Source organism: Sinobaca sp. H24 (assembly GCF_023845525.1).
This window is the reverse complement of sequence record NZ_JALBWT010000006.1, coordinates 163,369-189,239: the sequence shown is the minus strand read 5'-3', so window position 1 is coordinate 189,239 and position 25,871 is coordinate 163,369. Positions and strand designations below refer to the sequence as shown.

22 protein-coding genes, 3 pseudogenes and 1 riboswitch are annotated in these 25,871 nt (G+C 45.6%); of the genes and pseudogenes, 19 read left to right on the top strand and 6 right to left on the bottom strand.

The window, feature by feature from the left end; all coding sequences use genetic code 11:
• Positions 1-6: 6 nt before the first annotated feature.
• The 5 genes and pseudogenes from tkt to MMY81_RS10990 all read left to right on the top strand — a co-directional run bounded on the left by tkt (position 7) and on the right by MMY81_RS10990 (position 6,788).
• A pseudogene (gene tkt, locus MMY81_RS11010) lies at positions 7-2,009 on the top strand (transketolase).
• Positions 2,010-2,185: 176 nt separating this feature from the next.
• On the top strand, positions 2,186-2,455 hold the full coding sequence (locus tag MMY81_RS11005; protein ID WP_120192169.1) for a YneF family protein: 270 nt from the start codon (positions 2,186-2,188) through the stop codon (positions 2,453-2,455).
• Between the two features lie 138 nt (positions 2,456-2,593).
• A complete protein-coding gene (locus tag MMY81_RS11000) occupies positions 2,594-4,360 on the top strand; it encodes an ABC transporter ATP-binding protein (RefSeq protein WP_252312922.1) in 1,767 nt (588 codons plus the stop codon).
• On the top strand, positions 4,344-6,149 hold the full coding sequence (locus tag MMY81_RS10995) for an ABC transporter ATP-binding protein (protein WP_252312921.1): 1,806 nt from the start codon (positions 4,344-4,346) through the stop codon (positions 6,147-6,149). The genes MMY81_RS11000 and MMY81_RS10995 overlap by 17 nt, the downstream gene beginning before the upstream one ends.
• A 123-nt stretch (positions 6,150-6,272) precedes the next feature.
• On the top strand, positions 6,273-6,788 hold the full coding sequence (locus MMY81_RS10990; protein ID WP_252312920.1) for a CcdC family protein: 516 nt from the start codon (positions 6,273-6,275) through the stop codon (positions 6,786-6,788).
• Between the two features lie 15 nt (positions 6,789-6,803).
• On the opposite strand, the gene MMY81_RS10985 is transcribed toward MMY81_RS10990, so the two are convergent.
• The gene (locus MMY81_RS10985) at positions 6,804-7,253 is read right to left on the bottom strand and encodes a DUF2621 family protein (protein ID WP_252312919.1); all 450 of its coding nucleotides are present in this window, start codon (positions 7,251-7,253) and stop codon (positions 6,804-6,806) included.
• Between the two features lie 121 nt (positions 7,254-7,374).
• Here MMY81_RS10985 and MMY81_RS10980 point away from each other — a divergent pair, with 121 nt between their 5' ends.
• The 6 genes and pseudogenes from MMY81_RS10980 (at position 7,375) to MMY81_RS10955 (ending at position 14,099) form a co-directional block, all read left to right on the top strand.
• Positions 7,375-7,800, top strand: a complete 426-nt coding sequence (locus MMY81_RS10980; protein WP_252312918.1) for a YueI family protein — start codon at positions 7,375-7,377, stop codon at positions 7,798-7,800.
• Between the two features lie 46 nt (positions 7,801-7,846).
• Complete coding sequence (locus MMY81_RS10975) at positions 7,847-8,038, top strand: hypothetical protein (RefSeq protein WP_252312917.1); 192 nt, start codon at positions 7,847-7,849, stop codon at positions 8,036-8,038.
• 212 nt (positions 8,039-8,250) lie between these two features.
• Positions 8,251-11,004: a phosphoenolpyruvate carboxylase gene (ppc, locus tag MMY81_RS10970; protein WP_252312916.1), complete on the top strand. Its 2,754-nt coding sequence runs from the start codon at positions 8,251-8,253 to the stop codon at positions 11,002-11,004.
• A 495-nt stretch (positions 11,005-11,499) separates the two neighbouring features.
• Positions 11,500-12,078, top strand: a pseudogene (locus tag MMY81_RS10965) (peptide-methionine (S)-S-oxide reductase MsrA); the annotation flags it as partial.
• A gap of 193 nt (positions 12,079-12,271) precedes the next feature.
• Positions 12,272-13,261, top strand: coding sequence for an ATP-binding cassette domain-containing protein (locus MMY81_RS10960; RefSeq protein WP_374561661.1), 990 nt, complete (start codon positions 12,272-12,274; stop codon positions 13,259-13,261).
• A pseudogene (locus tag MMY81_RS10955) lies at positions 13,258-14,099 on the top strand (ABC transporter permease). Before MMY81_RS10960 ends, MMY81_RS10955 begins: the two are co-directional and overlap by 4 nt.
• A 79-nt stretch (positions 14,100-14,178) precedes the next feature.
• Here MMY81_RS10955 and MMY81_RS10950 read toward each other — a convergent pair.
• The 3 genes from MMY81_RS10950 to MMY81_RS10940 all read right to left on the bottom strand — a co-directional run bounded on the left by MMY81_RS10950 (position 14,179) and on the right by MMY81_RS10940 (position 16,959).
• Positions 14,179-15,603 (bottom strand): glycoside hydrolase family 30 protein, encoded by a 1,425-nt coding sequence (locus MMY81_RS10950; RefSeq protein ID WP_252312913.1) that lies wholly within the window; start codon positions 15,601-15,603, stop codon positions 14,179-14,181.
• A gap of 243 nt (positions 15,604-15,846) precedes the next feature.
• Positions 15,847-16,443 carry an N-acetylmuramoyl-L-alanine amidase family protein gene (locus MMY81_RS10945; protein ID WP_252312912.1) on the bottom strand — a complete coding sequence of 199 codons (597 nt, stop codon included), beginning with the start codon at positions 16,441-16,443 and terminating at the stop codon, positions 15,847-15,849.
• Positions 16,444-16,959 (bottom strand): SH3 domain-containing protein, encoded by a 516-nt coding sequence (locus tag MMY81_RS10940; RefSeq protein ID WP_252312911.1) that lies wholly within the window; start codon positions 16,957-16,959, stop codon positions 16,444-16,446.
• A 321-nt stretch (positions 16,960-17,280) separates the two neighbouring features.
• On the opposite strand from MMY81_RS10940, the gene MMY81_RS10935 reads away from it, so the two are divergent.
• From MMY81_RS10935 to MMY81_RS10925, 3 genes are read left to right on the top strand one after another with little or no spacing between them, the layout of a single operon-like run.
• Entirely contained in the window at positions 17,281-17,649 is a 369-nt protein-coding gene (locus tag MMY81_RS10935; RefSeq protein ID WP_252312910.1) for an FAD-dependent oxidoreductase, read from the top strand.
• The gene (locus MMY81_RS10930; protein ID WP_252312909.1) at positions 17,606-18,814 is read left to right on the top strand and encodes an FAD-dependent monooxygenase; all 1,209 of its coding nucleotides are present in this window, start codon (positions 17,606-17,608) and stop codon (positions 18,812-18,814) included. The genes MMY81_RS10935 and MMY81_RS10930 overlap by 44 nt, the downstream gene beginning before the upstream one ends.
• A 45-nt stretch (positions 18,815-18,859) precedes the next feature.
• A complete protein-coding gene (locus tag MMY81_RS10925) occupies positions 18,860-19,072 on the top strand; it encodes a hypothetical protein (protein WP_252312908.1) in 213 nt (70 codons plus the stop codon).
• Positions 19,073-19,115: 43 nt separating this feature from the next.
• Here the strand turns inward: MMY81_RS10925 and MMY81_RS10920 are convergent, their stop codons facing one another.
• Positions 19,116-19,502 carry an IDEAL domain-containing protein gene (locus tag MMY81_RS10920; protein WP_252312907.1) on the bottom strand — a complete coding sequence of 129 codons (387 nt, stop codon included), beginning with the start codon at positions 19,500-19,502 and terminating at the stop codon, positions 19,116-19,118.
• Between the two features lie 116 nt (positions 19,503-19,618).
• Positions 19,619-20,032, bottom strand: a complete 414-nt coding sequence (locus MMY81_RS10915) for an RrF2 family transcriptional regulator (protein WP_252312906.1) — start codon at positions 20,030-20,032, stop codon at positions 19,619-19,621.
• Positions 20,033-20,190: 158 nt separating this feature from the next.
• Positions 20,191-20,293, top strand: a riboswitch (TPP riboswitch).
• A 130-nt stretch (positions 20,294-20,423) separates the two neighbouring features.
• Here MMY81_RS10915 and tenA point away from each other — a divergent pair.
• The 5 genes from tenA (at position 20,424) to MMY81_RS10890 (ending at position 25,858) form a co-directional block, all read left to right on the top strand.
• Positions 20,424-21,122, top strand: coding sequence for a thiaminase II (gene tenA, locus MMY81_RS10910; RefSeq protein ID WP_252312905.1), 699 nt, complete (start codon positions 20,424-20,426; stop codon positions 21,120-21,122).
• A complete protein-coding gene (locus MMY81_RS10905; protein WP_252312904.1) occupies positions 21,119-21,715 on the top strand; it encodes an ECF transporter S component in 597 nt (198 codons plus the stop codon). The genes tenA and MMY81_RS10905 overlap by 4 nt, the downstream gene beginning before the upstream one ends.
• The gene (locus tag MMY81_RS10900) at positions 21,712-23,376 is read left to right on the top strand and encodes an ABC transporter ATP-binding protein (RefSeq protein WP_252312903.1); all 1,665 of its coding nucleotides are present in this window, start codon (positions 21,712-21,714) and stop codon (positions 23,374-23,376) included. Before MMY81_RS10905 ends, MMY81_RS10900 begins: the two co-directional genes overlap by 4 nt.
• A complete protein-coding gene (locus MMY81_RS10895; protein WP_252312902.1) occupies positions 23,369-24,124 on the top strand; it encodes an energy-coupling factor transporter transmembrane component T family protein in 756 nt (251 codons plus the stop codon). The genes MMY81_RS10900 and MMY81_RS10895 overlap by 8 nt, the downstream gene beginning before the upstream one ends.
• A gap of 234 nt (positions 24,125-24,358) precedes the next feature.
• Positions 24,359-25,858 carry an AbgT family transporter gene (locus tag MMY81_RS10890; protein ID WP_252312952.1) on the top strand — a complete coding sequence of 500 codons (1,500 nt, stop codon included), beginning with the start codon at positions 24,359-24,361 and terminating at the stop codon, positions 25,856-25,858.
• Positions 25,859-25,871 lie beyond the last annotated feature (13 nt).

Below are 25,871 nucleotides of genomic sequence, written 5' to 3'. Positions count from 1 at the left end.
ACGATTATGGCAGCGCAGACTACAGCTACGCAATTAGAAAATCTAGCTATTAATACGATTCGTACTTTATCAATCGACAGCATTGAACGGGCTAATTCCGGTCACCCGGGACTACCTATGGGAGCCGCACCAATGGCTTTTACTTTGTGGACCGAATGCATGAACCACAATCCCGGTAATCCGGAATGGTTTAACCGCGACCGTTTTGTACTATCAGCGGGGCATGGTTCCATGCTTTTATACAGCCTGCTTCACCTTACCGGTTATGACCTTTCCCTCGAAGAGCTTCAGAATTTCAGACAATGGGGCAGTAAAACGCCGGGACATCCGAATACGGTCATACGCCGGGCGTCGAAGCAACAACCGGTCCGCTTGGCCAGGGACTTGCAATGGCAACAGGCATGGCTATGGCAGAGCGCCATATGGCAGCCACTTACAATAAAAGCAGTTTCCCGCTTGTAGATCATTATACATATGTTCTATGCGGCGATGGAGATATTATGGAAGGGGTCAGCGCAGAGTCCGCTTCTTTAGCAGGTCATCTTAACCTTGACCGCCTGATTGTGCTTTATGATTCCAACGATATTTCGCTGGATGGTGATCTGCATCAGTCGTTTTCTGAAAACGTTATGCAGCGCTATGATGCTTACGGCTGGCATACAATCCTCGTAAAAGATGGCAATGACACGAAAGCCATTAAAGAGGCGATTGAAGAAGCAAAGCAGGCAGGCAAGCCAACTTTAATTGAAGTTAAAACGACAATCGGCTATGGTTCTCCTAACAAAGGCGGTACTAATGCAGCACACGGTGCTCCGCTTGGTGCAGAAGAAATTACATTGGCTAAAGGAATGTATAAGTGGGAGTACGAAGAGGAATTTCATGTTCCTGCAGAAGTAACCGCCTTTTTCGCTGAGAAAAAAGCAGAAGGTGCCCGTAAAGAAAAAGAGTGGAACGATTTATTTACGGATTATCAGAAAAAGCATCCTAAAGATGCAGAACAATTTATACAGGCCCTTAAAGGCGAACTTCCGGAAGGCTGGGAAAAAGAACTTCCCGCCTATACGAACGAAAAAGTCGCAACCCGTGCGGCTTCAGGGGATGCCCTTCAGGCTATTTCTAAGCACGTCCCATCATTATTTGGAGGCTCAGCTGACCTGGCTTCTTCGAATAAGACATTAATTAAAGAAGAAACTGATTTTACAAAGGACAATTACAAAGGACGCAACATCTGGTTTGGTGTAAGAGAATTCGCTATGGCTTCAGCACTTAACGGACTTAAGCTGCACGGCGGTGTACACCCATATGCATCCACGTTCCTTGTATTCTCTGATTACCTTCGTCCGGCACTTCGTTTGAGTGCTTTGATGAACCTGCCTGTAACGTATGTGTTTACACACGACAGCATTGCAGTCGGAGAGGACGGCCCGACGCATGAGCCCGTAGAACAGATCACTGCTCTTCGTGCCATACCAGGCGTTCACGTGATCCGTCCAGCTGATGGCAATGAAACATCCGCGGCCTGGAAAGTGGCATTGGAAAGTACGGGAGGTCCGACCGTTTTGTCTCTAACAAGACAGGGGCTTCCTACACTCTCTACATCTGCTGAACGAGCGGAGGAAGGCGTAGCTAAAGGTGCATACATCGTAGAATCTGTTGATTCACCGGAAGTACAGCTTTTGGCTACCGGCTCGGAAGTGGCGCTGGCAGTCGATGCGAAAGCAGCCCTTGAGCAGGAAGGCATTACAGCTAACGTGGTAAGCATGCCTGATTTCCTTTCCTTTGACAATCAGCCGCAAAGCTATAAAGACAGCGTGCTGTTAAAAGGAGTACCGGCTCTTGGGATGGAAATGGGATCCACGATGCCATGGTACAAATATGTAGGCACAGAAGGCGCTGTTCTCGGTATTGATGAATTTGGAGCTTCTGCTCCTGGAGATAAAATTATGGCAGAGTACGGTTTTACAACAGAAAATGTCGTATCTATCGTAAAAGACCTGCTTCAAAAATAAGAAGTAAAGCCTGGACGAGATCCAGGCTTCTTTTTTTATGGGATTGAAACTAGAAGCAAATCACTAGGAGGCTCTTTTCATCCGCCTGTTAGTAAGGTATAATGTTAGAGGTCCTTACAGTATCCATAAAGGATAATAAAGGATGTTTATTAGAGATAGAAGGAGGAAGTGCCGGAATGGATTGGCTTTGGTTTGTACTCGTCGGCGTACTGTGTTTAATCGCAGGGGCAGCGCTTGGTTTTTTTATCGCCAGAAAAACAATGATGAACTACTTAAAGAAAAATCCGCCTATTAATGAGCAGATGCTGCGGGTTATGATGATGCAGATGGGGCAGAACCCTTCACAGAAGAAAATTAATCAAATGATGAAGGCTATGCAGCGTCAGCAGGATACAAAGGAATCAAAAAAAGAAACAAAAAAAGAATTGAAAAATGCCAAAAAATAATAGGAACGCTCTCTAAAGCAGAGAGCGTTTTTTTATGCCTTTCCTATGCTCCGCAAAGTTCCTCTCTTGTAGGTAAAAAGGAAAATGGCGTATGATAATAAAACAATAAAAGAAACGAAAAAGAAAGCAGGGAGAGATATGCAGATTTTCTGGTCGCTACGATGGTTTTTTCAAAAAGAATGGCTGGCTTACAGCGTGGGAATCGGCATATTGATGCTCGTCTCCGCCCTATCTCTGCTTCCGCCCTACGCTGCTGGAAGGGTAGTAGATCAGATTGCCGAAGGCAGCCTTACAGTTGGGGACTTGCAGTACTGGGCTGTGCTGCTTCTCGGAGCAGGTGTGCTGATGTATATCTTCCGTTACATATGGAGAATAATGATCTTTGGAGCGGCGATTCGGCTGGCAAAGCTTTTAAGAAGCCGTTTGTATAAACATTATACAAAAATGAGTGCTTCTTTCTATAATCGAAGACGCACCGGCGACCTTATGGCCCATTCGACAAATGATATTAAAGCAGTAGAACAAACTGCGGGCATTGGCGTACTGACGCTGGTTGATTCTATTGCAATGGGGGGATTTGTAATAGCTGCGATGGCTTTTACGATCAGCTGGCAGCTGACTCTCTTATGCCTGCTTCCGATGCCGTTAATGGCAGCTGCAACAAGTATTTACGGCAATATTCTGCATCACCGTTTCGGCCAGGCGCAGGCAGCTTTCTCCGAGCTGAATAATAAAGTGCAGGAAAGTGTTTCCGGTATCCGGGTTACAAAAGCATTTGGACAGGAGAGGGCTGAAGTAGCTGCCTTTTCCAGACAGTCGGACAAAGTAGTAGAAAAAAATGAAAACGTCGCAAGGGTGGATGCATTATTTGAGCCGACTATTTCATTTGTCGTCGGAATTTCCTATTTTCTTGCTGTTTATTTCGGGGCACGCTTTGTGATCGCAGGGGATTTGACAATCGGGCAGTTGACAAGCTTTACCGTGTATCTGGGCATGCTTACGTGGCCCATGCTTGCGTTTGGCATGCTCTTTAATATCGTGGAGCGCGGCCGGGCGAGCTATGGACGGATTGAGTCGCTGCTGGCAGAAAAGCAGGATATTACTGATGAGAACGCTGCTTACCCAACGGTTCCATCGGGAGATATTGATGTGAATATAGAACGATGCAGCTACCCGAAGGCCGAGCAGCCGGCGCTGCAGGAGATTGCCTTTCATGTACAAAAAGGAGAAACAATTGGCATTGCAGGTCGTACCGGAAGCGGAAAAACAACCCTTCTTAAACTGCTTCTCCGGGAAATGGAAGATCCATTAAGCCAGGTAGATATAGATGGAGTACCAGCATCTTCTTACCGTTTGGATCAATACCGGCAGGCGTTCGGCTATGTCCCGCAGGACCATTTTCTTTTTTCTGTCTCCATTGCTGATAATATTTCATTTGCGAAGCCGGAAGCATCCTTGGAGGCTATTGTGCATGCCGCAAAAACAGCGCACGTGCACGAAGATATTATGAATATGGAGCATGGTTATGACACGATTGTAGGGGAGCGGGGCGTAACGCTCTCAGGCGGCCAGAAGCAGCGCCTGGCCATTGCGCGGGCGTTAATTACGGATCCGGAAATTCTTATCCTCGATGACTCTCTTTCCGCCGTGGATGCCAAAACAGAAGAATCGATTCTTTCTCATCTGCAGCAGGAGCGGTACAACAAAACAACATGGATTGTATCGCACCGCATGAGTGCGATTAAACATGCTGATCAGATTGTAGTGCTTGAGAACGGCCGGCAGACGGAAAAAGGCACGCATCGTCAGCTGATGAAGGACCGCCGCTGGTACGCTGATATGTATGATATGCAGCAGCTTGAAAGCTTAGTGGAGAAGGGAGGAAAAGATGGAGCACCAGGATAGAGTATTAAGCAGTAAAGAACAATGGGGCATTTTCAAACGTTTATTAAAAGCAGCTGTACCGTACAAGAAACAATTGGCCGCGGCTGCCCTGTTTCTTCTGGTAGGCACAAGCGCTGATCTGGTTGGTCCTATATTAGTAAAGGTCTTCATAGATGACTATTTAACCCAGAATACGTTCCCAGCCGGGCCTCTCGTGCTGCTTGGTGTAAGCTACGCAGTGCTTCATCTTCTCGCAGTCGTTCTCGGGTACTACCAGATTTTCTGGTTTCAGCGGATTGCCCTGCAGATTATCCGCACGCTTCGTATTGATGTGTTCAAAAAAGTTGAACACTCCAGGCTGCGGTTTTTTGACCGGACGGCAGCCGGCGGTTTAATATCAAGGCTGACCAACGACACAGAATCGGTAAAGGAAATGTATGTGGAAGTACTGGCCGTCATTATTCATAATGGAGTATTTTTAATTGGTGTGTTTATAGCGATGGCGGTTCTGGATCTGCAGCTGGCTCTTCTCTGCCTCGCCCTCTTTCCGATTATTATCGTTTTGATCTATTATTACCGTAAAAAAAGCGCTGTTTATTTTGGGGCGATGAGCGGTCGGCTAAGCATGCTGAACGCAAAAATTAATGAATCCATTCAAGGAATGAATATCATTCAAGTGTTCCGTCAGGAAAAACGGATGCGGCATGAGTTTGAAGAGATAAATGAAAAGCACCGCCGCTCTTCCGTGCAGACCATGAAACTTGACGGCCTGCTGCTGCGGCCGGCCATTGATCTGATCAGTGTAGCTACCCTCGTCCTGGTGCTTACCTATTTCGGACTGGCCTCTTTTGAGGGAAGCATCCAGCTTGGCGTACTCTACGCGTTTATTAACTACATTGATCGTTTGTTTGAGCCCGTTAATCAGATTATGCAGCAGCTGTCCAAACAGCAGCAGGCGATCGTATCGGCAGGCCGGGTGTTTCAGATTCTCGACCGGACAGAGGACATGGAACCGGAGGCAGAACATGCCCGTACCGGCTCGTCAATAACAGAAGGAAATGTACGGTTTGATCGTGTTTCCTTTGGCTATGATGCTGGAAATCCAGTTCTCAAAGATATTTCTTTTCAGGTAAATAAAGGCGAAACACTGGCTATTGTAGGTCATACAGGAAGCGGGAAAAGTTCGATTGTGCAGGTGCTGCTTCGTTTTTACGACACGCAGAAAGGGACCATTACCGTGGACGGGACGAACATTCATGACTTTGCGAATAAAGAAATCCGCAGTAATATCGGCCTTGTCCTGCAGGATCCCTTTTTGTTCAGCGGAACGGTAAAGGATAATATTAAGTTTCATGATCCGGATATTACTGAACAGGATATGAAGCGTGCGGCAGAAAAAGTCGAAGCAGCACCATTTATTAATAAGCTGCCGGAAGCATATGAAGAGCCGGTAGGGGAAAGAGGCAGCTCCTTTTCCAACGGAGAAAAGCAGCTCATTACATTTGCGCGAACTATTGCAAAAGATCCGAAAATCCTTGTGCTGGACGAAGCTACAGCAAGCATAGACTCCGAAACGGAGCAGGATATTCAAACGGCCCTGGAACGCATGAAACAGGGGCGGACGACGATTATGATTGCCCATCGTCTTTCTACGATAAAAGATGCCGATCACATTATTGTGCTGCATCAGGGCGAGATTCGGGAAGAAGGCAGCCACGAATCCCTTCTTGAACAAAACGGCCTGTACCGGACGATGTACGAGCTGCAGCAGGGGAAAATGCAGCAGGAAAACACCTATACGCCAAAATAGAAGAACAAACGTTGCAAGATAACGTTTTCACGTTGTAAAATGGATATATGGCTGTAATCGCATCGGCGTTTACAGCCCGGCCCCGGGCATTTTTTACAGGCTTTGGGGAGGGGAGTGAATGCAATGAATATAGCTTTACTGGCAACAACGGCCGGCGCGGCTTGTATGGCAATGATAGCGCTCTTTATTCGAATGAGGGCAATAAAAAAGCCGGCCAGCATCAAAAAAATCATACTTCCGCCTTTTTTTATGTCCACAGGCATGCTGATGTTTGTCTATGAACCGGCACGGCTGGTTCCGCTTCAAATTATAGAAGCGCTCACCGTCGGTATTATTTTTTCTTTCTTATTAATGCGCACGACAAGCTTTGAAATACGAAACAGCCATATTTATATGAAACGATCAAAAGCTTTTGCATTTATTTTAATTGGGCTGTTAATTGCACGGGTTATATTTAAGCTGATTATCGGAGACTCGATTGAAGTAGCGGAACTTGGAGGCATGTTCTACTTATTGGCTTTCGGAATGATTATTCCGTGGAGAATTTACATGTTAATCCGCTTTAAGGAAATAGAGAAGCGGTATGATGCTTCCATTAATACAGCAGAACCTGCTTTATCCAAAAAAGTGGTGAAATAAAAGCTGCCTTCTCTGTTATTCAGAGGAAGCAGCTTTTTGTTTAAATAGATATTCATACTCGGTTAAATCAATATTCTTCTCATGGCATTTTTTCCGGAGGAATTTATGATCCCGCTTTGGCGTGGCAAGAATATATCCGCGGATAAGCAAAGGTTCGTCTATCGTTTCGGCCTTTTCTTCTAAAGCAATCCGTCCGATCTCGCCGGCAATTCGTTCCCGGGCTACATCCCTGAATAATTCAGGTACAGGCTCTACCAGTTCTTCAAGAAGATTTTTCTTGGACTGCGGCCATAAATGGCGCGTTTCCTGAAGGTAATAATCCTGCCAGTCTAAAATAGAATGACCGTCTTCTTTTGGAAAGCGCTTTAAAAATTTGCGGAACATGAAAAAGCCGCCTATGAACATAAAGACCGTCATAAAAACCGACCATGCCATTATAAACCACATAAACGCATCAGAAGGCATCTGTATCCCCTCCATTCATATCGAGAAAAAATCACGACTCATCTTTCCTTATTTTATCATAGATTCAAGTATAGTAGTATAATGAAAAGAAGCGCATAGATAAAATAGGAGTGGTGAAAAAATGGCTGGAAAAGAAGTAAATGACATACTAAATGAAGGCATATATGGAAAAAAAGAGCTTCGCCCTGATGAAAAAAGACAATATCTGGGCGTCTACCGGGAGCGCATTCTGCTTGTGCTGACTAAAAAACAGGTGATGGAGAAGGGCACCCGCCCGGAAGTGGAAGCAGAAATGAAAAAGCATAAAGATGCAGCACTCGTATTAAATGGAAAAATGAGCTATCAGGCTCTTAAAGGCTATCAGCAGACTGCCCGGAAATATGGAATAGAATATACCAATGTTTCTTCTCTTGAGCATGTAACGGAAGTTGGGCTGGTTCTAGCTAAACCGTACGCGGTTCATAAAGAAGAGATTGAAGTGGAAGACCGGCAGATAGAAGCCCCGTCAGCTGAGAAAAAACCCTGGTGGAAAAGAATTTTCGCTTAATATCGGCTCCGCCAGGGAAAAGCATAGGAAAGGGAGAGGAAATAAGATGAAGTCTGCTTTATTTATTTGTGTATCCATTGTCGTATTGTTTTTAGCAGGACCGGAAGCGGCAGCAGCCGCTCCTCCAACGGAAAACCAGGATATGACAGGTACATTTATTTTAATAACGCTCGCAATATTTGCCGTCATTATCGCTCTATTCGTCTGGTTTTTGAACAAATACAGAAAAAACAAATAGATTGTGCCGGCGTGTCGAGCCGGCTGCTATGGCTATCTTTTTTAATATGAACAAAAAGTTTTGATTATTTTGCATATTTGATGGTAGTATATATAGATACCTGCTGAAGCGGGTATCTTTTTATCAAATATAAGGGTCACTAAACGTCCTTGCGGGACAATTAACGACCCAAAAACGATGTGAAGATCGTATCAACCAGGAGGAAATTAACCATGACACAGACAGATAACCAAAGCAGCTTACTTCGAAATGATGTAAAGAAACTTGGTACCATTCTCGGGAAGATATTAAAGCATCACGGGGGAGATACGCTTTTCAATCAGGTGGAAGATATTAGAAAATCCACGATTGATCTCCGCCAGGATTTTGATCAAGAAGCGTATAATGAGTTAAAACAAAAAATAAGCGGATTAAAGCCGCCGATGCGTCAGCACGTTATTCGCGCATTTTCCACCTACTTTAACCTTGTAAATATTGCAGAGCAGAACCATCGGATCCGCAGAAGACGCCAGTATCAGCTGAAAGATGATGGGGTAGCTCAGCCTTTTTCCATTGAGGGCGCAGTAGCGTCTATTAAGGATAATAATATTTCCACCGAAGTGATTGAAGACGTTCTTCAAAAGCTTTCGCTGGAGCTTATTATTACCGCACACCCAACCGAAGCGACGAAACGGACAGTGCTGGAAATCCAAAAGCGCATTTCTACTATTCTGCAGCAGCTGGACAGCCCTGTTTTGACGAAGCGCGAGCGTAAAAACCTGGATGAGAGCTTGTTCAACGAAGTAACCGCTTTGTGGCAGACAGACGAGCTCCGCCACCGCAAGCCTACTGTTATGGATGAAGTAAGAAACGGCCTGTATTATTTTGATCAGACGTTATTTGAAGTCCTGCCGGATATTCATCAGGAACTCGAAGAACAGCTGGAAGAGCATTATCCGAATACGCAGTGGAAAGTGCCCAACTTTCTTACATTTGGTTCCTGGATCGGCGGCGACCGGGACGGCAACCCAAACGTAACGCCTGAAATTACGTGGGAAACATTAACAAGGCAGCGGGAGCTTGTATTGAAAAAATATAAAAAAGTAATCGAAGAATCGATGAGACGCTTCAGTCATTCTACGACGCGTACAACAATTGATGAATCGCTTGTGCTTCAGGTAGGCAAAGAGGAAGATACTTATATGCAGCCGGAGGAAATCTGGCCTGTAACGTCAGAAGTATACCGCCGCAAGTTTGCAGTTATCTTAAAGCGCCTGAGTGAAACAGGAATATCAGACGCAGGGTACGAGCATTCCGAAGAATTGGAAGCCGATCTGGACACCATTAAACAGAGTGTGGAAAAACATCAGCCATCGCACCATCGTTTGAAGATGATCAGAAAGCTTATCAGACAGGTTCAGCTGTTTGGTTTTCACCTGGCCTCTTTGGACATTAGAAACCACAGCGGCGAGCACGAGCCGGCTCTTGCAGAAGTATTAAGAGCGGTTCATATTACCGATGATTATGCAGGGCTTGAAGAAGCAGAGAAAACCGCGGTTCTGGAGAAAGTACTGAACGACCCGCGTCCACTTCTGCTTTCCAAAGACAGCTACTCCAAAGAAACGCAGGAAGTGCTGAAAGTGTTCACGATGATCAAACAGGCACATGAAGAATTTGGTCCTCGTTCCATTGAAGTGTATCTTATCAGTATGGCGGAATCTGCAAGTGATATTCTGGAAGTGCTTGTACTTGCCAAGGAAGCCGGCATTTATGCGCAGCTTCCGGACGGTACCATTAGAAGCGGACTCCATGTGGCTCCGCTGCTGGAAACAATTGACGACCTGGTGGCCGGCCCGGCCATCATGAAGCAGATGTTCGAAATGGACGTCTACCGGAGGCATCTGGAAGTCAGAGGGAATCACCAGGAAGTAATGCTCGGATACTCTGACGGAAGTAAAGATGGAGGAACGATGACGGCCAACTGGAAGCTGTTTAAAGCCCAGCAGGAGATTCATGATGTTGCTAAAGATTATGATATTGGGCTTAAGTTCTTCCACGGCCGCGGCGGATCGCTCGGACGCGGAGGCGGTCCATTGAACCGCAGTATTTTATCCCAGCCGGCAGAAACGCTGGGTGACGGAGTGAAAATTACAGAGCAGGGCGAAGTGCTGAGCTCCCGCTATTTGCTCGAAGACATTGCTTATAGAAGTCTGGAACAGGGCGCATCGGCGCTGCTGGAGTCCACAGCAAAAACGTCCCAGGCGGCAGAGCGCTCCAATCATAGAGACAGTACATGGGAAGATGCCATGGAACGCGTGTCCGGACATTCTTTGAAAAAGTATCAGTCTCTTGTCTTCGGTGATCCGGATTTTCTTACCTATTTCAACGAAGCCACTCCGCTTAACGGGCTTGGAGCCCTTAATATAGGCTCCCGTCCGATGAGCCGGAAAAACAGTAATAAATTTGAAGATCTCCGCGCTATTCCATGGGTATTCGCCTGGACGCAGAGCAGGCAGCTGATTCCGGCCTGGTACGCAGCGGGCACAGGGCTTCATGCATTCACAGAAGAAAATGATGGTAATCTGGAGCTTCTTAAGAAAATGTATCAGGAATGGCCGTTTTTCCAATCAACGGTAAATAACCTGCAGATGGCATTAATGAAAGCTGATATTAATACAGCAAAAGAATATGCCGACTTAGTAAATGATAAAGATATTGCCGATAGAATTTTCAATGATATTACAGAAGAATATAACAAAACACGCCGCATTCTTCTGGAAATAACGGGTAAAGAGGAACTGCTTGACCATACACCAAACATCCAGGAATCTGTCTGGAGAAGAAATCCGTATGTTGATCCGCTGAATTTCCTTCAGGTGGAGCTTATTAAGATCATGCGCGAAGAAGATGAACAGTCGGAAGAACTGCTTACAGAAATGCTGCTCACGATCAGCGGTATTGCTGCAGGACTCAGAAACACAGGCTGATATCAAAAAGAACCGCCTTCCTTTGGGAGGGCGGTTCTTTTACATCCTTCTGCATACAGGCGGTGCATGTTAACGAGCGCTTTTATGCCTTTGGTAGCTGATAACACGGAGAATAAGATTAGTGAGCGGAAATAATGCCGCAAGAATTAATAAACTTCCCCATAAAATATTTCCGGCTATAAAATGAATAAAAGCCAATACTGTACAAACAATAAAAAGCAGTACAAGCCAGGCAACTTTAAGCTTAAAAGCTGTGGAACCTTTCATGGTAAAACACCTCTTTTATAGAATCGTGCGATCCTGTCAATTATAGCAAGACTTCCATCGAATTGACCAGCGCCTTCCTTTTGCTCTGGAACGTTTTCTCGTTTACACTAAAGAGAAGATGAAAGAAAGAGGGTGGCACGCATGCAGGAGAATAATCAATCAATGCAGGGTCCATTGGGTCTTACTACAGAACAGGCAATATTTGGCCTCGGCTGATTCTGGGGACCCGATGCCCAGTTTGGGCAGCTTAATGGAGTAGTGAAAACGAGAGCAGGCTATACCGGAGGAACAAAGAAGGATCCAACCTACCGGAGTATGGGAGATCATACAGAATCCCTGCTGATAGAATACGATCCTGCTTTTCTCAGCTATGAAGATCTGTTAAACATGTTCTGGAGCAGCCACAACCCGCGGAAAAAAAGTCTGTTCCGTGACCGCCAGTACATGTCTCTGCTGGTCTACAGCAGTCAGCAGCAGTATGAAACGGCAATGGCTTCCAAAGAAAAGTGGGAAAAGGAGCTCGGCGGCCCCATCAAAACGGAATTCCAGGAGGCTTCCACCTTTTATCAAGCAGAGGATTACCACCAGAAATACTTTTTGAAACGATTCCCGCGGGCGGTAAAAGCTCTTGAATCCGTGTACCCAACGGCACAACAGCTGACCGATTCGACTGTTGCAGCAAGAATGAATGGCATGGTACGCGGATCCGGCAAAACGGCAGAACTAAAAAAAGAGCTGACAACCTGGAATATTTCTGAGCAGGAGAAAGCGCAGCTGCAGCAGGCGCTTGATAACGTCCGCTGGTAAAGAGATCCAACAATAAAGAATCATTAAAGACTCCTGCGTGCAGGAGTCTTTTTTATATAAAATAACTCTTGAAATCAAACGTATGTTCGTATAAAATAAATGTATACTATTAATGTAACGAGCATATGCAGAATAAGATAGAGTAACTATTAAGCTTTAAATATTCAGAATATTATAAAAAGGGGGGGTTATGATGAATCGAAACAGATCAAAAGGTGAGATGGCCATTGAAGCGAAAGGGCTGGTGAAACGCTTTGGCGGTAAATCAGCAGTAGACGGCGTGAATTTATCTATTCCTAGTGGATCGGTCTATGGTTTTCTCGGACCAAACGGAGCTGGAAAAACGACCACAATTCGAATGCTGGCTACGTTAATGGAACCAAGCAGCGGCTCTGCCTCTATCCTCGGATACGATTTAAAGAAAGATGCCCATCACATCCGTGGAAAAATCAGTCTTACCGGACAGTTTGCTTCCGTAGATGAAGACCTTACTGGCTTTGAAAATCTAGTCATGGTAGCAAGGCTGTTAGGTTTTTCATGGAAAGAGGCAAAAAGCCGTGCGATGGAACTATTGACGGCATTCGGTCTGAAAGAAGCCGCTAAACAGCAGGTGAAAAATTATTCAGGCGGCATGCGCAGGCGTCTCGATATTGGCGCGAGCATTGTAGTGGCACCGGAGATATTGTTTCTCGATGAGCCGACAACGGGACTGGACCCAAGAAGTCGAAATCAGGTGTGGGATATTATACGGACGCTCGCAGACAGTGGCACTACGGTTTTATTAACTACGCAGTATTTAGATGAAGCCGATCAGCTTGCAGAGCGAATTGCGGTTATTGATGAGGGAAAGATCATCGCGGAAGGAACGAGCAGGGAACTGAAAGCCTCTGTCGGTGCCGGTGCGCTGACGGTTCATTTTTCTGATAGAGGGGCATGCATAAAGGGGGAAGTGCTTATCAAAAAGCAAATGCCCGGTACGCTGCAGTCTCAGCCCGATGCGGCAGCTCTTACGGTACGAACGTCTCATGCAAATGAAGGAATTGCTGTGCTGGATATATTGGCAAAGGCTGATATCGAGGTTATAGATTTTTCCTTCGGCAATCCAACGCTTGATGAAGTATTTCTAGCACTGACTGGAGAAGCAGTTGGTGAAAAAACGAAGAAAGCAGGTATCAAACAATGAAAACGCCGATTTCTTCTGTTTCCTCTGCCGCGCAGGAGTCGCTCCGGGATTCCATCGCGCAGGAAAAAAAGCTGGATAGACGTGCAGGAGCTTTGTCTGCTTCCATTACATTTGGATGGAGGGCGCTTTTAAAAATCAAGCACGTACCGGAACAATTGTTTGATGTAACTGCCTTTCCGGTTATCTTTCTATTAATGTTTACGTATTTATTTGGGGGAGCTATTGCGGGGTCAACAGGGGATTATCTGCAGTTTCTGCTGCCGGGTATTCTCGTCATGACAGTGACGATGATTACAATGTATACCGGAATGGATTTGAACAAAGATATAGTAAAAGGCGTGTTCGACCGTTTCCGGACGCTTCCAATCTGGAGACCGGCGCTGCTGGTCGGAGCGCTGGCTGTCGATATGGTTCGTTATTCCATGGCAGCGTTTATTATGATCTCTCTTGGCCTGATTCTCGGTTTTCGTCCAGAAGGCGGAGCCATCGGGGTCGTCGCTGCGGTAGGACTGCTCCTCCTATTTTCATTCAGCTTTTCCTGGATATGGACTGCGCTCGGCATTGTTATGAGGTCTGAAAAATCCCTTATGATGATCAGCATGATGTTTTTTTTCCACTCACTTTTGTCAGCAATGTGTTTGTCGATCCGCAGACCCTTCCAGGCTGGCTGCATGGATTTGTAGAGTGGAATCCTATCTCTCTTCTTGTGACAGCAATTAGAGGGCTTATGCACGGTTCTGCAACGATTCAGGATATTGGATGGGTGCTGCTCGTTTCTCTTCTGCTGACGGCGGTTTTTGCCCCGCTTACAATGTATCTGTTCCGTCACAAAAAATAATACGGAACATACGAAAGAAAGACCCTTTCCAATTGAGGAAGGGTCTTTTTCATTTGCCGCAGCATTGTCCGGCCTGCTTCTACCAGGTAAACGTAACTGCTGATTCAGCAGGGAGGGAATACATAAACGATTCATCGTCTTCTTGTACTTTAAATTCCTGCTCCCCGGCACTGAGATTGGCGGCAATTAAGACATGAGAACCGTCCGGATTCTCAAAAGCCACTGTTTCAATCTCATCAGCATAGTGGGTGGAATCAATGCGCACCGCACCGGGTTCAACAAATTTGCTCGCATGCCCAAGCGTGTAGTATTCAACATTTTCTGTTATATCCCCCGTATCAGGATCAATGGTAACCACCCCGCGGCAGTCAGGACATCCGCCGTTTTGAGGACCGTCTGATGGATCAAGGGCCAGGTTCCAGAACTGGACACTTTCCGCATAATTTCTTGTGCCGCCGATCAGCATATTGGTCATGTTCCAGCTTAGATTCTCCCCGAAATCGGTATTCCAGCTGCCGCCGCTGCACTCAGTTACGTAGATGTTTTTATTTGGATAAGCCTCATGAACATCGGTCATCGCCTCAGGTTCACCAGCGTAGCAGTGAAAAGCCATACCGTCTGTATAGTCATTGGCCTGTTCATCACCGAGCACTGCATTGGCATAATCAAGCCCGGTATCCCAGTTGTGATCAAAAGCGATGATTTCTGTTTCAATATTCTCTTCCTCGAAAGCGGGGCCCAAATGTTCCCTGATAAAGTCACGCTGTTCGATGCCGTTCATACTCATTGTTGGATATTCCTCTGACGTATATTCAGGCTCATTCTGCACCGCTACAGCATCAACTTCCACGCCTTCCTCTTCATAGGCCTGAATGTACTTCACAAAATAGTCCGCATATGTTTCGTAAATCGCAGGATCCGTATAATCAAGAAACGACCCGTTGAATGTGTATTCTTCCTTCATCCATGGCGGTGCCGACCAGGGAGAGCCGAAGATAAATATATCTTCGTTTTTATCCTGAATTTCTCCAAGAAGCGACCATACTTCCCGATCCGGTTCAATCGAGAAGTTTTCCAGATCGTAATCAGTGCCGCCTTCCTCTACATCGTTGTAGGAGTAGCTGAGCGGATCACCGTTTTCGTCTACAGAATAATCGGATGCTCCAATAGAATGACGGATAAAATTCATGTTAATGCCATCATCTGTAAAAATGTCATCCAGCAGATCATCTTTTTGATCCGGCGTCAGAACATTGTTAATGAGATAGGCGGAAGATCCGGTTACCGCCATGCCAAATCCTTCGATTTCCTGATAAGTGGTGTCCGGGTCGACTTCCACAGTCAGGGGAGCCTCCGGTGTCTCTTCATCCGGCTGGAATTCTATCTCCGCCTGTTCATCAAGCAGGTTTTCCTCGTCGCCTGTAGTAAGCCAAACTTCCGCACTGTTATCTAAATAATCTGCAAGACGGAAAACGCCGATTACAGCAGCAAGCAGGGCAGCCATAATGAGTCCTGTTCGTAACCATTTATTTTTAAGTATATAAACCGCTCCCTTACTAATTTAATATAGCCGCTGATCGGGCACTCGTTCATTATATCCATTTTAACGAACGAAATACAATTAAATAAACCTTATATAGAACAGAGAGCGGAAAATATTATTCAAGCACAGCTGAAAAATTAAAAAACGCTTCTGTCTATCTTAGTGATAGACAAAAGCGTTTGGGTGGAAAATAATGCCGCTATGTTAGCTGTAGTAGCGTTCCAATCCTCTAACAATGGCGTTGGCTGCAGCTTCACGAAAAGCACTGGAGCGGAGTTTCTCCGCGTCAGACGGCTCATCCATGAAAGCGACCTCAGCAAGAACAGCCGGCATGGATGTATTCCGGATAACAGAATAGTTTGCATCCTTACTGCCACGGTCAGCTGTTCCAAGAGCTTTGATCATTTCTTCCTGAATCAGGCCGGCAAGCTCTGCGCCGTCCTGACTGCCGGTATAATAGAACGTTTCTGTACCGGAAGCTGCACCATTTGCAGCATTCGCATGAATACTCACAAAGCTGCTGGCACTTGCAGCATTGGCTATACGAGCGCGCTCTTCAAGACCTACATAAACATCGGAAGTTCTTGTCATAACCACGTCAGAGCCGGCAGCATTTAATTTCTGCTGCACCCGCTGGCCAATATCAAGCACTACATCTTTTTCCTGAAGACCGTTGGCAACAGCTCCGGGATCACTGCCGCCGTGACCGGGGTCGATGGCAATCGTTTCACCAGCAAGCGGATTTCCGCCTCCGGCCGGAGGTGTAACAGGTGCAGGCGTGCTGCCTTCTACAACCGACAATTAATTAAGGCTTACATAGCCATACGTGTCATTAAAGTAGATAAGTGCCCAGTTGCCGACCGTATCCTCTACTTCGACTGTGGTGCCGTTTGGCAGCGAGCCGCGGATTTCAGAGGAGGCATTGGCGCCGGAACGGACGTTCAGGCTGTTATTTACTCCTGTGACTGTGCCCTGGTACTGGCCCGTGCGATCACCTGATCCGGCGGAAGGTTCATTTAGATCAACGTAGTTCATGCTGACATACCCATATGTATCGTTGAAATAAATAAGCGCCCAGTCTCCTACAATGTCTTCAATTTCAATGGTAGAACCGTTAGGCAGCCATCCTCTAACTTCTGAGGAGGCATTTGCACCGGAGCGGACATTCAAACTGCTTTCTACTCCGCTGATAATTCCTGTCTGGCTTATTTCGTTTGCGCTCGCTTCTCTTTGTTCCTGAAAAGGAGAAAAGAAAAGCAGCAGACTTGTAACAGCCAAAGCAAAAACCATAAAAGCGGCTGTCTGTTTTTTGTTCATACATCGCTCCTTTTTTTATGGCAGTTTCTTTGATTTCCCTGCTGCAGGATAATATCCTCAGTAGAACAGCTTATGTATTCAGGAAAAAAAAGACCATGTATGAAATACTACCTGTAGGACCGAAATTTGAAAAGTCCCATTCTTCAATTAGTTCTTACCTATTACTGGAAAAAGAAGTGCTTTTTCAGGGATAGAACAATGTTTTAAAACGAAGGGAAGAATCTTTTTAAAATGAATGCAGGATTATAGGCAGTGAAGGGTATAGTCGTAAAAAGGGCTGTATAAACCACAGCAGGAAGTATGGAAAGGAAGGACAGACCTATGGATAAACAGGAAGTAATAATAATCGGGGCAGGGCCTACCGGTCTTACGCTGGCGCTTGAGCTTTCCCGTTATCATATTCCAATTCGCATCATCGCTAAAGACAGCGGTCCCGGCCAGGCATCAAGAGCAATGGCCGTTGTGCCGAGAACGCTGGAGTTTTACCGGCAGTTTGGCATTGACCAGGAAGTAATAAACAATGGCATCAAGCTGGATAACATTCTGGTACGGGTGGAAGGAGAAGAAAAAGCGGCAGTTAATTTTCAGCTGCTCGGCGGTGATTTGAGTCCCTATCCATTTGTGCTGACTTATCCTCAGGATGACCATGAAGCATTTCTCATTAGCAAAACTAAAAGCGCAGGGGATTGAAATAGATTGGGGAACGGAGCTTGTATCCTTTACTCATAATGACACAGGGACGACGGCTGTAGTCAAAAAAGACGGTCGCACGGAAGAAATTCAAAGCTCTTATCTTGTAGGCTGCGACGGAGCTTCAAGCATCGTGCGGACAGAACTTGATATTGATTTTACAGGCGGTACCTACCCACAGATATTTTGTGTGATTGATATTGAAGGAGAAGGAGAAGCTATTAGTTCGAAAAGTATGAACATGTGTTTCAGCGGAGATGAATTTGCGATCTTTATGCCGGTACGAAGCAGTAAAACGACCAGGCTGATTAGTATTATACCGAGAGAGCTGCAAAAGCAGGGAAAGACTTCGTTTGAAGATATAAAACCATTTCTGGAATCTGCATTTAAAGTGCGGATTGATAAAGTAAACTGGTATTCGACGTACAGCGTTCATCATCGTGTGGCTGAACACTTTCAACAGGGTCGTGTGTTTTTAGCCGGGGATGCCGCGCACATACACAGTCCTGCCGGCGGACAAGGAATGAATACGGGAATCGGTGATGCGGTGAACCTGGGCTGGAAGCTTGCATCCGTCATTCAACAACGGGCACATCCATCTATATTGGAAACATACAGCCCGGAGCGACGTACCTTTGCTAAGGTCCTTGTGGCAAGCACCGACCGTGCGTTTACAAGAATCGTTGCAAAAGATAAACCGAGCAAGCTGCTTCGTAAAAATATTATTCCGGCCGGGATCCCTCTGTTAAATTATTCCAGATTTATCCGGCGGATTGTATTTAATATTCTTTCCCAGATTCGTGTAAATTATAAAAAAAGCGATCTGAGCTATGGACACAAAAACAGGCTGCACGCCGGCCAGCGCCTCCCGTATACGGGCTATAACTATGATGCGCTGAATGAAATGGACTGGCAGATTCATATATATGGTCAGGCAAGTGACTCTATGAAAGAATTTGCGTCACGGCACCATATTTCTTTATTTAAATGGCCGTGGGATAAGCGAGCTTCCAAGGCGGGACTCGTCGAAGATGCTCTCTGCTTTATCCGTCCCGATGGACATATCGGATTTTTAAGCGAATATCAGGATACCTATGAGCTGAATGCCTACATGAGAGAGCACGGAATCGTTACAGAAGCGGCCAAAAGCCATGCAGCAAATTAGTGAAAACGTGATATAGTATTAGAAGCTCGGGATAAGGGAGGGCTTATGGAAATATCCAAAGCACGTTTTGCTGCTTTATGTATCTGTCATAGCATTTTGTTTCTTTTTTCCATTCTGCTGCTTGGCCTTCTGCTGAGCGGTATCCTTACAACAGAGAGAAATGGTCTCTACCTTGTATTGGGATCTATTATTCTTTTTTCCAGCATCATTGGCATAGATAATATACTGAAAATGCTGGAAGAAAGAAAAATAGCATAAAAAAGCTCCGCTTCTTTATACGAGAAGCGGAGCTTTTATGCGTCTATGGGTTATTGCTCTGTGTATTGTTGTTTGGGTTGGATTCAAGCAGCAGCAAGCCGGAAGAAGAAGGATCCCGCTGCTGGAGCTCGTAGAGAGAAGCGGTCAGCTCCATAAACCACGGTTTGTCATTGGATTCGAGTGCCAGATCTATCATATTGAGCAGACCGGCTTCATAATCGAGGCCTGCATTTTCGAGTTTCGTTACTTTCTGCTGAATAAGCGCTATCTTACGGCCGATAGATGCTTTGTTATCGGAAGATACGACAACCAGTGTTACCGTTTCGTTTAAGGAATTAACGTGATCGACATACCCAAAAATCAGCTCATCATTGTTTGTTACAGCTTTTACCCAATCACCATATTGAAGCGTATTTTTATTTGTGAGCATTCTGTAAACCTCCTCAAAGGATATCTAAAAATAGAGAGTGCCTTGTCTTCGGGTCCATAGCAGGAATGCGGTTAATTAATTCTTATTGTACCTTACTGGGGTAAGGCACCGTCAACTTATCTGCTTTTATCGAGCAGATCGGATAAATCAGCGATCGTATAATTTTTTAAAAAGTCTCCTAAATGCTCTTCAGCATCAATCAGAATGATCGAAAGAAGCGTATTTGTGGACGAATAAAGCGAATACGATACACTCTCTTCTGTTTTCTTAAATTGCAGTGTGCCTTCAGCAGTTATTTGGTAGATATCCCATAAATTGATCCGGCACGGGTCTCCTATTAGAGAAAAACCGCCGCCGATGCCTTCTTTAGATTCCACGTATCCGCAGTCTCTAAGAACGCTCAGAACTCTTCTTACCTGGACCGGATGAGCCTGGGCACTGGAAGCTATTTCAGTGCTTCTTGCATAGCGTTCCGGCTTTGTATCGAGAAATAACAAACTATGCACAGCGAGTGAAAACTCTCTATTCACAGGCATCACCCTTTCCCGGGGAAGCGATCCTTCTATATACTGTAAGTATAATTGTTACAGAAAATTCTGTCAATTAAAAAGAAGTGCTAATGGTATTTTTTTCAAAAAAGAAGGTTGAATATTTTATCTATTGTGCTATAGTAGTGGCAAGTTCATAAGTAATCCGCTAGGGGTGCCGTAAATGGCTGAGACAAGATGTATCTTGGTCCCTTTGAACCTGATCTGGTTAATACCAGCGTAGGAAAGTGGAGACGGCATCCTGCAGTATGGTTATTTTTTAGACTATATATGTTCAGGGCCACTCCACAACGGGGTGGCCCTTTTTTGTGCCTCCGGTTGTTCTGTCGGTATCACCTGCGGATGCTTATGGCATCAAAGGAGGTCTTTTGACATGAAATTTTCTGAACAGCTTTGGAAGGACACAGAACACTTATTTGAAGCAAGCTATAACAACCCGTTTATCCGGGGTATTGCTGAAGGGGAGCTGCCAGCTGCTTCTCTTACACACTATGTGAAACAGGATTATGAATACCTGAATGCCATGATCAAAGCAAAAGCATATGGCATAACTAAATGTAATTCAAGAGAAGATATGGCCATGTTTAACGATACGATTGAATTTGTATTAAACAGTGAAACACATCCACACCATAATTTGTGTGAGCAGGCAGGAGTATCCTATGAATCGCTGCAGGGATATGACCTGGCGCCGGCAGCCCAGCATTATACCCTGCAGATGCTGCATTATTCCTCGACAGGCACCCTTGGAGATGTGATAGCTGTTACACTTGCATGCCCATGGGTGTACTTGTATGTAGGAGAGAAGCTCATGGAAGAGGTCAGCCCGGGACCGGAGCATCCATTTAACGACTGGATCCGTTTTTACGGAGACAGGGAGGAGCGGGAAATGTATAAATACATTGATCGGCTTGATGAACTGGCAGAGACGGCAGGGGAAGAAGAAAAAAATAGATGGCGCCGGTTATTTATGGAAGGCTGCCAGCTGGAGTATATGTTTTTTGACATGGCTTTTCATGCGGCGGACTGGCCGTTTGAGCGCACGCTGGAAGAAACAGGACGTAAGGGATGAAAGCTGAGAAACTAAATCTCCGGGACATTGTAGTCATTGCATTTATTTCAGCCGTGTTTGGCGTACTTTATTTGCTTTGGGTTCTGCTTGGTCAGGTAGTGAGTGGTGTGATAGGGCCGGTAGGCGGCGGTTTGATGGCCGGCTTCTGGATACTGGCTCCAATTGTGTGTATGTATATTATCCAGAAACCGGGAACCGCTCTTCTTGCTGAAATGATTGCAGCCGGAACGGAAATTATGGTTGGCTCGGTAAATGCCGGTGCCGTATTAATTCTTGGTTTTACTCAGGGACTTGGGGCTGAGCTTATTTTCGCCTTGTTCTTCTACCGTTATTTCTCGCTGCCGGTCTTAATGCTGGCGGGTATGGGAGGCACCTTTGCGGCTTTTTGGACGCAGTACTTCTTATATGGAATCAACCAGTATTCCTTTATTGTTGCTGCAGCGATGATGGGGACGATGCTGATCAGCGGAGCACTTTTAGCCGGATGGGCGGGAAAAAGCTTTAGTGATGCGCTGGTGAAAACAGGGGTGCTCGATCGATTTGCATTAGGAAAGCAGTACCGCAGCCGAACGATGGAAAAGGATATCTCATGATAACAGCCGATCAGCTTACAGTGACTTATCCATTTACGAAGGAACCAGCGATGGCCGGCTTCACATCAAGAATTAGGAGTGGAGAAAATGTGCTGGTAATTGGTCCAAGCGGATCGGGTAAAAGCACGCTCACTCTGGCTGTGCAGGGCATTCTCCCGAGATCGGTAGAAGCAGACGTGGCAGGAGAGCTTCAGGTGGACGGAGAAATACCATCACATCGAAGCATAATGGAAGCAGCCGCTAAAACAGGCGTATTGTTTCAGGATCCGGATACTCAGTTCTGCATGGCAGTCATTCGTGATGAATTAGCATTTACAATGGAAAACAGAGCCATTGCTCAAGAAAAGATGGACAGCCGAATGCAAAGCGCGTTAAAAGCGGTGGGAATGCAAGCGCATATTGATACAGCGATACATGCTTTATCCGGCGGGATGAAGCAAAAAGCGGCGATGGCATCTCTCTGGTGCCAGGACCCCGATATATGGATTATTGATGAACCAATGTCCCAGCTTGATCCTGCCGCCCGCCGCAGTCTGGCTGAATGCCTGCAGGTAATTAAACAGGACGCAGAAAAGACGCTGATCATGATTGAACATCAGCTCGATGAGGTTGTCGAGCTGGCAGACCGGCTGATTGTTATGGACGATAGAGGGTCCGTATTTGCAGATGGTGCCCCGCGGGACGTGTTGACTGAACATACAGAGGCTATGGTAAGCATGGGTATTCGGCTGCCGTCTGTTACAAAAACAGCCTATGCCCTGCTGAATAAGCACCCGGAACTGTTCAGGAGGATGCCTGTAACTATAAAGCAGTGGCAGGAGGGAACAAGGCATCTCCCTGCAGAAATAATCAACCGCGTGCTTCCTGTCCCAGCTGGAAGCGGGAGGATTGATGATAAAAATATAGTGCTGGAGGGAGAAAAGCTCAGTTTCCGCTATAAAGGCACCAAAGTAATAGATGAGCTGAGCTGCCGGTTTTATAAGGGAGAGTTCCACGCGATAGTCGGCCGCAACGGATCAGGGAAAAGCACGCTGTTTCAACTGCTTACAGGCTGGCTGAAACAGGAGCAGGGGGATGTGTCTTTGTTCGGGGAAAAGCTCACCCGAAAATCGATGAAAAGAATCGCATCTGCGATTGGTATTGTGTTTCAGCAGCCGGAACATCAGTTTATTCATGTAACGGTGGAAAAAGAGCTGAGACACAGCATGGAAATCGAAGGATGGAAAGAAGAAGCTATAAAAGAACGTGTGGAGGAATTACTCGATCTGTTTGCCCTGCAGCACAAAAAAATGAGCCATCCTTTTCAGCTGAGTCAGGGACAGAAACGACGACTTTCGACAGCTGTCATGCTTACAAGCAGTCAGTCGATTCTTTTGCTTGATGAACCGATGTTTGGCCTGGACCAGAGAAACACCGATGCCCTTTTAATGATACTTCGAAAGCTGCAGGAAGAAGGCAAGACGATTGTCATGATTACACATGATTTGAATGTTGTTTATTCCTATGCCAGTCGTGTGATTGCGATAGATGAAGGGGTTGTTTATTATGAAGGAGACACAGCCTCTTTTTTCCATCATCCAGATCAGATTCATCGTGCCGGCGGGGTAATACCAGCCTGCATGGAGATGCGACAAGAAAAGGAACGATTGATCTATGTTTGAAGCGTATCAGCACCAGAACGCATTTTTGCAGCGTGTACATCCCACCGTGAAGCTGTTGAGTCTTCTAATAATAATGCTTTGCATGATTCCTATATACGACGTATGGCGGCCATTGTTACTTCTAACAGCTACAGTGACTGCTATTGCGGTATTAGGACGTGTTCCTATTCAGCGTCTGCTTCTTATTCTGCTGCCATTCCTGTTCTTTGGGTTTAGTTTTGTTTGGCTGCAGGCCGTGTTTCCGGAGGAGCGGGGGGAGACAGTGTTATTTCAAATCGGCAGCCTTCCCATTGCTGCTGAAAATATCGAAATTGGTCTTTCGCTCGGACTGCGTGCGCTCGTTTTCGCTTCCTGGTCGTTATTGTTTGTGTTAACGACGAGTCCAACTGCTTTAGTGCTGAGCCTGATGGAAAAATGGAAACTTACGCCCGGCATAGGATACGGGCTGATGGCTGCGTATCGATTCCTGCCTCAGCTGCATGAAGAGTTCAGGCAGATAAAAAGGGCTCATCACATGCGCAGTATGGGAAACAAGCAAAGTGTATGGAAGTGGAAACAGTACGCTATACCATTAATGGCCGGAGCCATCCGTAAAGCGGAAAGAACGGCAGCTGCTATGGAAGTGAAAGGATTTGACGGGGCCGGAAACCGCACCCGCTATCAGGCCATGCCTTACCATAAAGAAGATATAGTTTTTATGGGCGGCGTTCTTTTAACAGCAGTAAGCTTAGTGTGGTTCCCTATATAAATAAACATATGTAATGAGCACTCTCTGTGATGTTATTCGCAGAGAGTGCTTTTTTATTTCTTCATAAAAACCCTTGTGAGATTATCTGCTTGGAAAATTTAAAATTATTAGAATCTTCTATTGGAATTGATAGATGTGTATGCTACTTTTATTTAAAGAACAATTAAAGACAATTTCTTAAAAGGAGTGTATAATGTGAATAATAGTGAAGGTAAAGGAAAATCTACGTTTTTTATGAAGTTTTTGGACTGGGTGGAAAAAATGGGAAATAAGCTTCCCCATCCTTTTATGCTTTTTGTTTACCTGGCGCTTGGCGTTATTTTAATTTCATCCGTCATAGGCTGGTTCAATGTTAGCTTTGAAGATCCTCAGACAGGGGACACTCTTGCTATTCAGCCGCTGCTTTCTGTATCGGGTCTGGAATATATGCTGTCTTCCATGCTGGAAAACTTCACAGGCTTTGCACCGCTTGGCCTTGTGCTTGTTATGATGTTTGGTATCGGCCTGGCTCAGAAGGTCGGTTTGATGGAAACGTTTATGAAAAAGACAATTCTGCAGGCACCTAAACGTTTTGTTACATATGCTGTAATTGGTACAGGTGTTATTGGAAACCTGGCTTCCGATGCAGCGTTCGTCATTATTCCTCCACTTGCAGCGATGGTATTTTACGCACTGGGCAGGCATCCGCTTGTAGGGATTGCTGCAGGTTTTGCCGGGGTAGGTGCCGGTTTTACGGCTAACGTCATGATTACGGGAACAGATGCCCTGCTGTCTGGTATTTCGACTGAAGTAGCCCAGACGGTAAACCCGGAAATAACGGTATCACCTGTAGACAACTGGTATTTTATGCTGTTTTCTGTGTTAATGCTTATGATTATTGGTGCATGGATTACAGAGCGTATTGTTGAACCGAGATTAGGTGTTTATGATCCGAAATTTGGGGACGATGCCGTAACATCTGAGGAAATCGAACAAATCACTCCTGAAAAAAACAGAGCGCTTAGAAATGCGGGAATATTTGGACTGTTATACGTGGCAGCTGCCGCAGCTCTCATTGTCCCTCCCAACGGTATTCTGAGAGGGGAAGGCGGCGCAGTTCTTGAATCTCCTTTTCTGGATAACATTATTCCTATTATTTTATTCTTCTTTATTACAGTAGCGATAGCTTACGGTGTTACGGTCAAAGCTATTCAAAAGCCGGGGGATGTTCCCGACTTTATGGCATCGGCAATGAAAGATATGTCAGGGTACATTGTTCTTATTTTCGCAGCCTCTCAGTTTATTGCCTACTTCGGCTGGACGAACCTATCAGCATTTCTCGCTGTAACCGGAGCTGAAACATTGACCTCTGCCGACTTTACCGGCATGCCGGTGCTGGTAGGATTCATTCTGCTGGCTGCGGTATTGAATTTATTCATTTTCAGTGGTTCGGCACAATGGGCATTGATGGCTCCAATCTTTATTCCAATGTTTATGTACCTGGATTATAATCCGGCCTTTGTACAGCTGGCGTATCGGATTGCCGATTCTTCCACTAATGTTATTACCCCGTTAAATCCATATGTACCGATGGTATTGGCATTTATGAAACGCTATGATAACCGTGCTGGTTTTGGTACGTTGTTTTCCATTATGCTTCCTTACGCATTAATCTTTTTAGGTATTTGGATTGTAATCTTTATCGTCTGGACGTTAATAGGGCTGCCTATTGGACCGGGTGTTGAAATGTATTAGATTAACAAGTATT

Excerpts from the sequence above, each read along its gene's own strand:
- MMY81_RS11005 (WP_120192169.1), top strand. The coding sequence starts at position 2,186 with ATGGATTGGCTTTGGTTTGTACTCGTCGGCGTACTGTGTTTAATCGCA.
- MMY81_RS11000 (WP_252312922.1), top strand. The coding sequence starts at position 2,594 with ATGCAGATTTTCTGGTCGCTACGATGGTTTTTTCAAAAAGAATGGCTG.
- MMY81_RS10995 (WP_252312921.1), top strand. The coding sequence starts at position 4,344 with ATGGAGCACCAGGATAGAGTATTAAGCAGTAAAGAACAATGGGGCATT.
- MMY81_RS10990 (WP_252312920.1), top strand. The coding sequence starts at position 6,273 with ATGAATATAGCTTTACTGGCAACAACGGCCGGCGCGGCTTGTATGGCA.
- MMY81_RS10985 (WP_252312919.1), bottom strand. The coding sequence starts at position 7,253 with ATGCCTTCTGATGCGTTTATGTGGTTTATAATGGCATGGTCGGTTTTT.
- MMY81_RS10980 (WP_252312918.1), top strand. The coding sequence starts at position 7,375 with ATGGCTGGAAAAGAAGTAAATGACATACTAAATGAAGGCATATATGGA.
- MMY81_RS10975 (WP_252312917.1), top strand. The coding sequence starts at position 7,847 with ATGAAGTCTGCTTTATTTATTTGTGTATCCATTGTCGTATTGTTTTTA.
- ppc (WP_252312916.1), top strand. The coding sequence starts at position 8,251 with ATGACACAGACAGATAACCAAAGCAGCTTACTTCGAAATGATGTAAAG.
- MMY81_RS10960 (WP_374561661.1), top strand. The coding sequence starts at position 12,272 with ATGAATCGAAACAGATCAAAAGGTGAGATGGCCATTGAAGCGAAAGGG.
- MMY81_RS10950 (WP_252312913.1), bottom strand. The coding sequence starts at position 15,603 with ATGGCTGCCCTGCTTGCTGCTGTAATCGGCGTTTTCCGTCTTGCAGAT.
- MMY81_RS10940 (WP_252312911.1), bottom strand. The coding sequence starts at position 16,959 with ATGAACAAAAAACAGACAGCCGCTTTTATGGTTTTTGCTTTGGCTGTT.
- MMY81_RS10935 (WP_252312910.1), top strand. The coding sequence starts at position 17,281 with ATGGATAAACAGGAAGTAATAATAATCGGGGCAGGGCCTACCGGTCTT.
- MMY81_RS10930 (WP_252312909.1), top strand. The coding sequence starts at position 17,606 with ATGAAGCATTTCTCATTAGCAAAACTAAAAGCGCAGGGGATTGAAATA.
- MMY81_RS10925 (WP_252312908.1), top strand. The coding sequence starts at position 18,860 with ATGGAAATATCCAAAGCACGTTTTGCTGCTTTATGTATCTGTCATAGC.
- MMY81_RS10920 (WP_252312907.1), bottom strand. The coding sequence starts at position 19,502 with ATGCTCACAAATAAAAATACGCTTCAATATGGTGATTGGGTAAAAGCT.
- tenA (WP_252312905.1), top strand. The coding sequence starts at position 20,424 with ATGAAATTTTCTGAACAGCTTTGGAAGGACACAGAACACTTATTTGAA.
- MMY81_RS10905 (WP_252312904.1), top strand. The coding sequence starts at position 21,119 with ATGAAAGCTGAGAAACTAAATCTCCGGGACATTGTAGTCATTGCATTT.
- MMY81_RS10900 (WP_252312903.1), top strand. The coding sequence starts at position 21,712 with ATGATAACAGCCGATCAGCTTACAGTGACTTATCCATTTACGAAGGAA.
- MMY81_RS10895 (WP_252312902.1), top strand. The coding sequence starts at position 23,369 with ATGTTTGAAGCGTATCAGCACCAGAACGCATTTTTGCAGCGTGTACAT.
- MMY81_RS10890 (WP_252312952.1), top strand. The coding sequence starts at position 24,359 with ATGAAGTTTTTGGACTGGGTGGAAAAAATGGGAAATAAGCTTCCCCAT.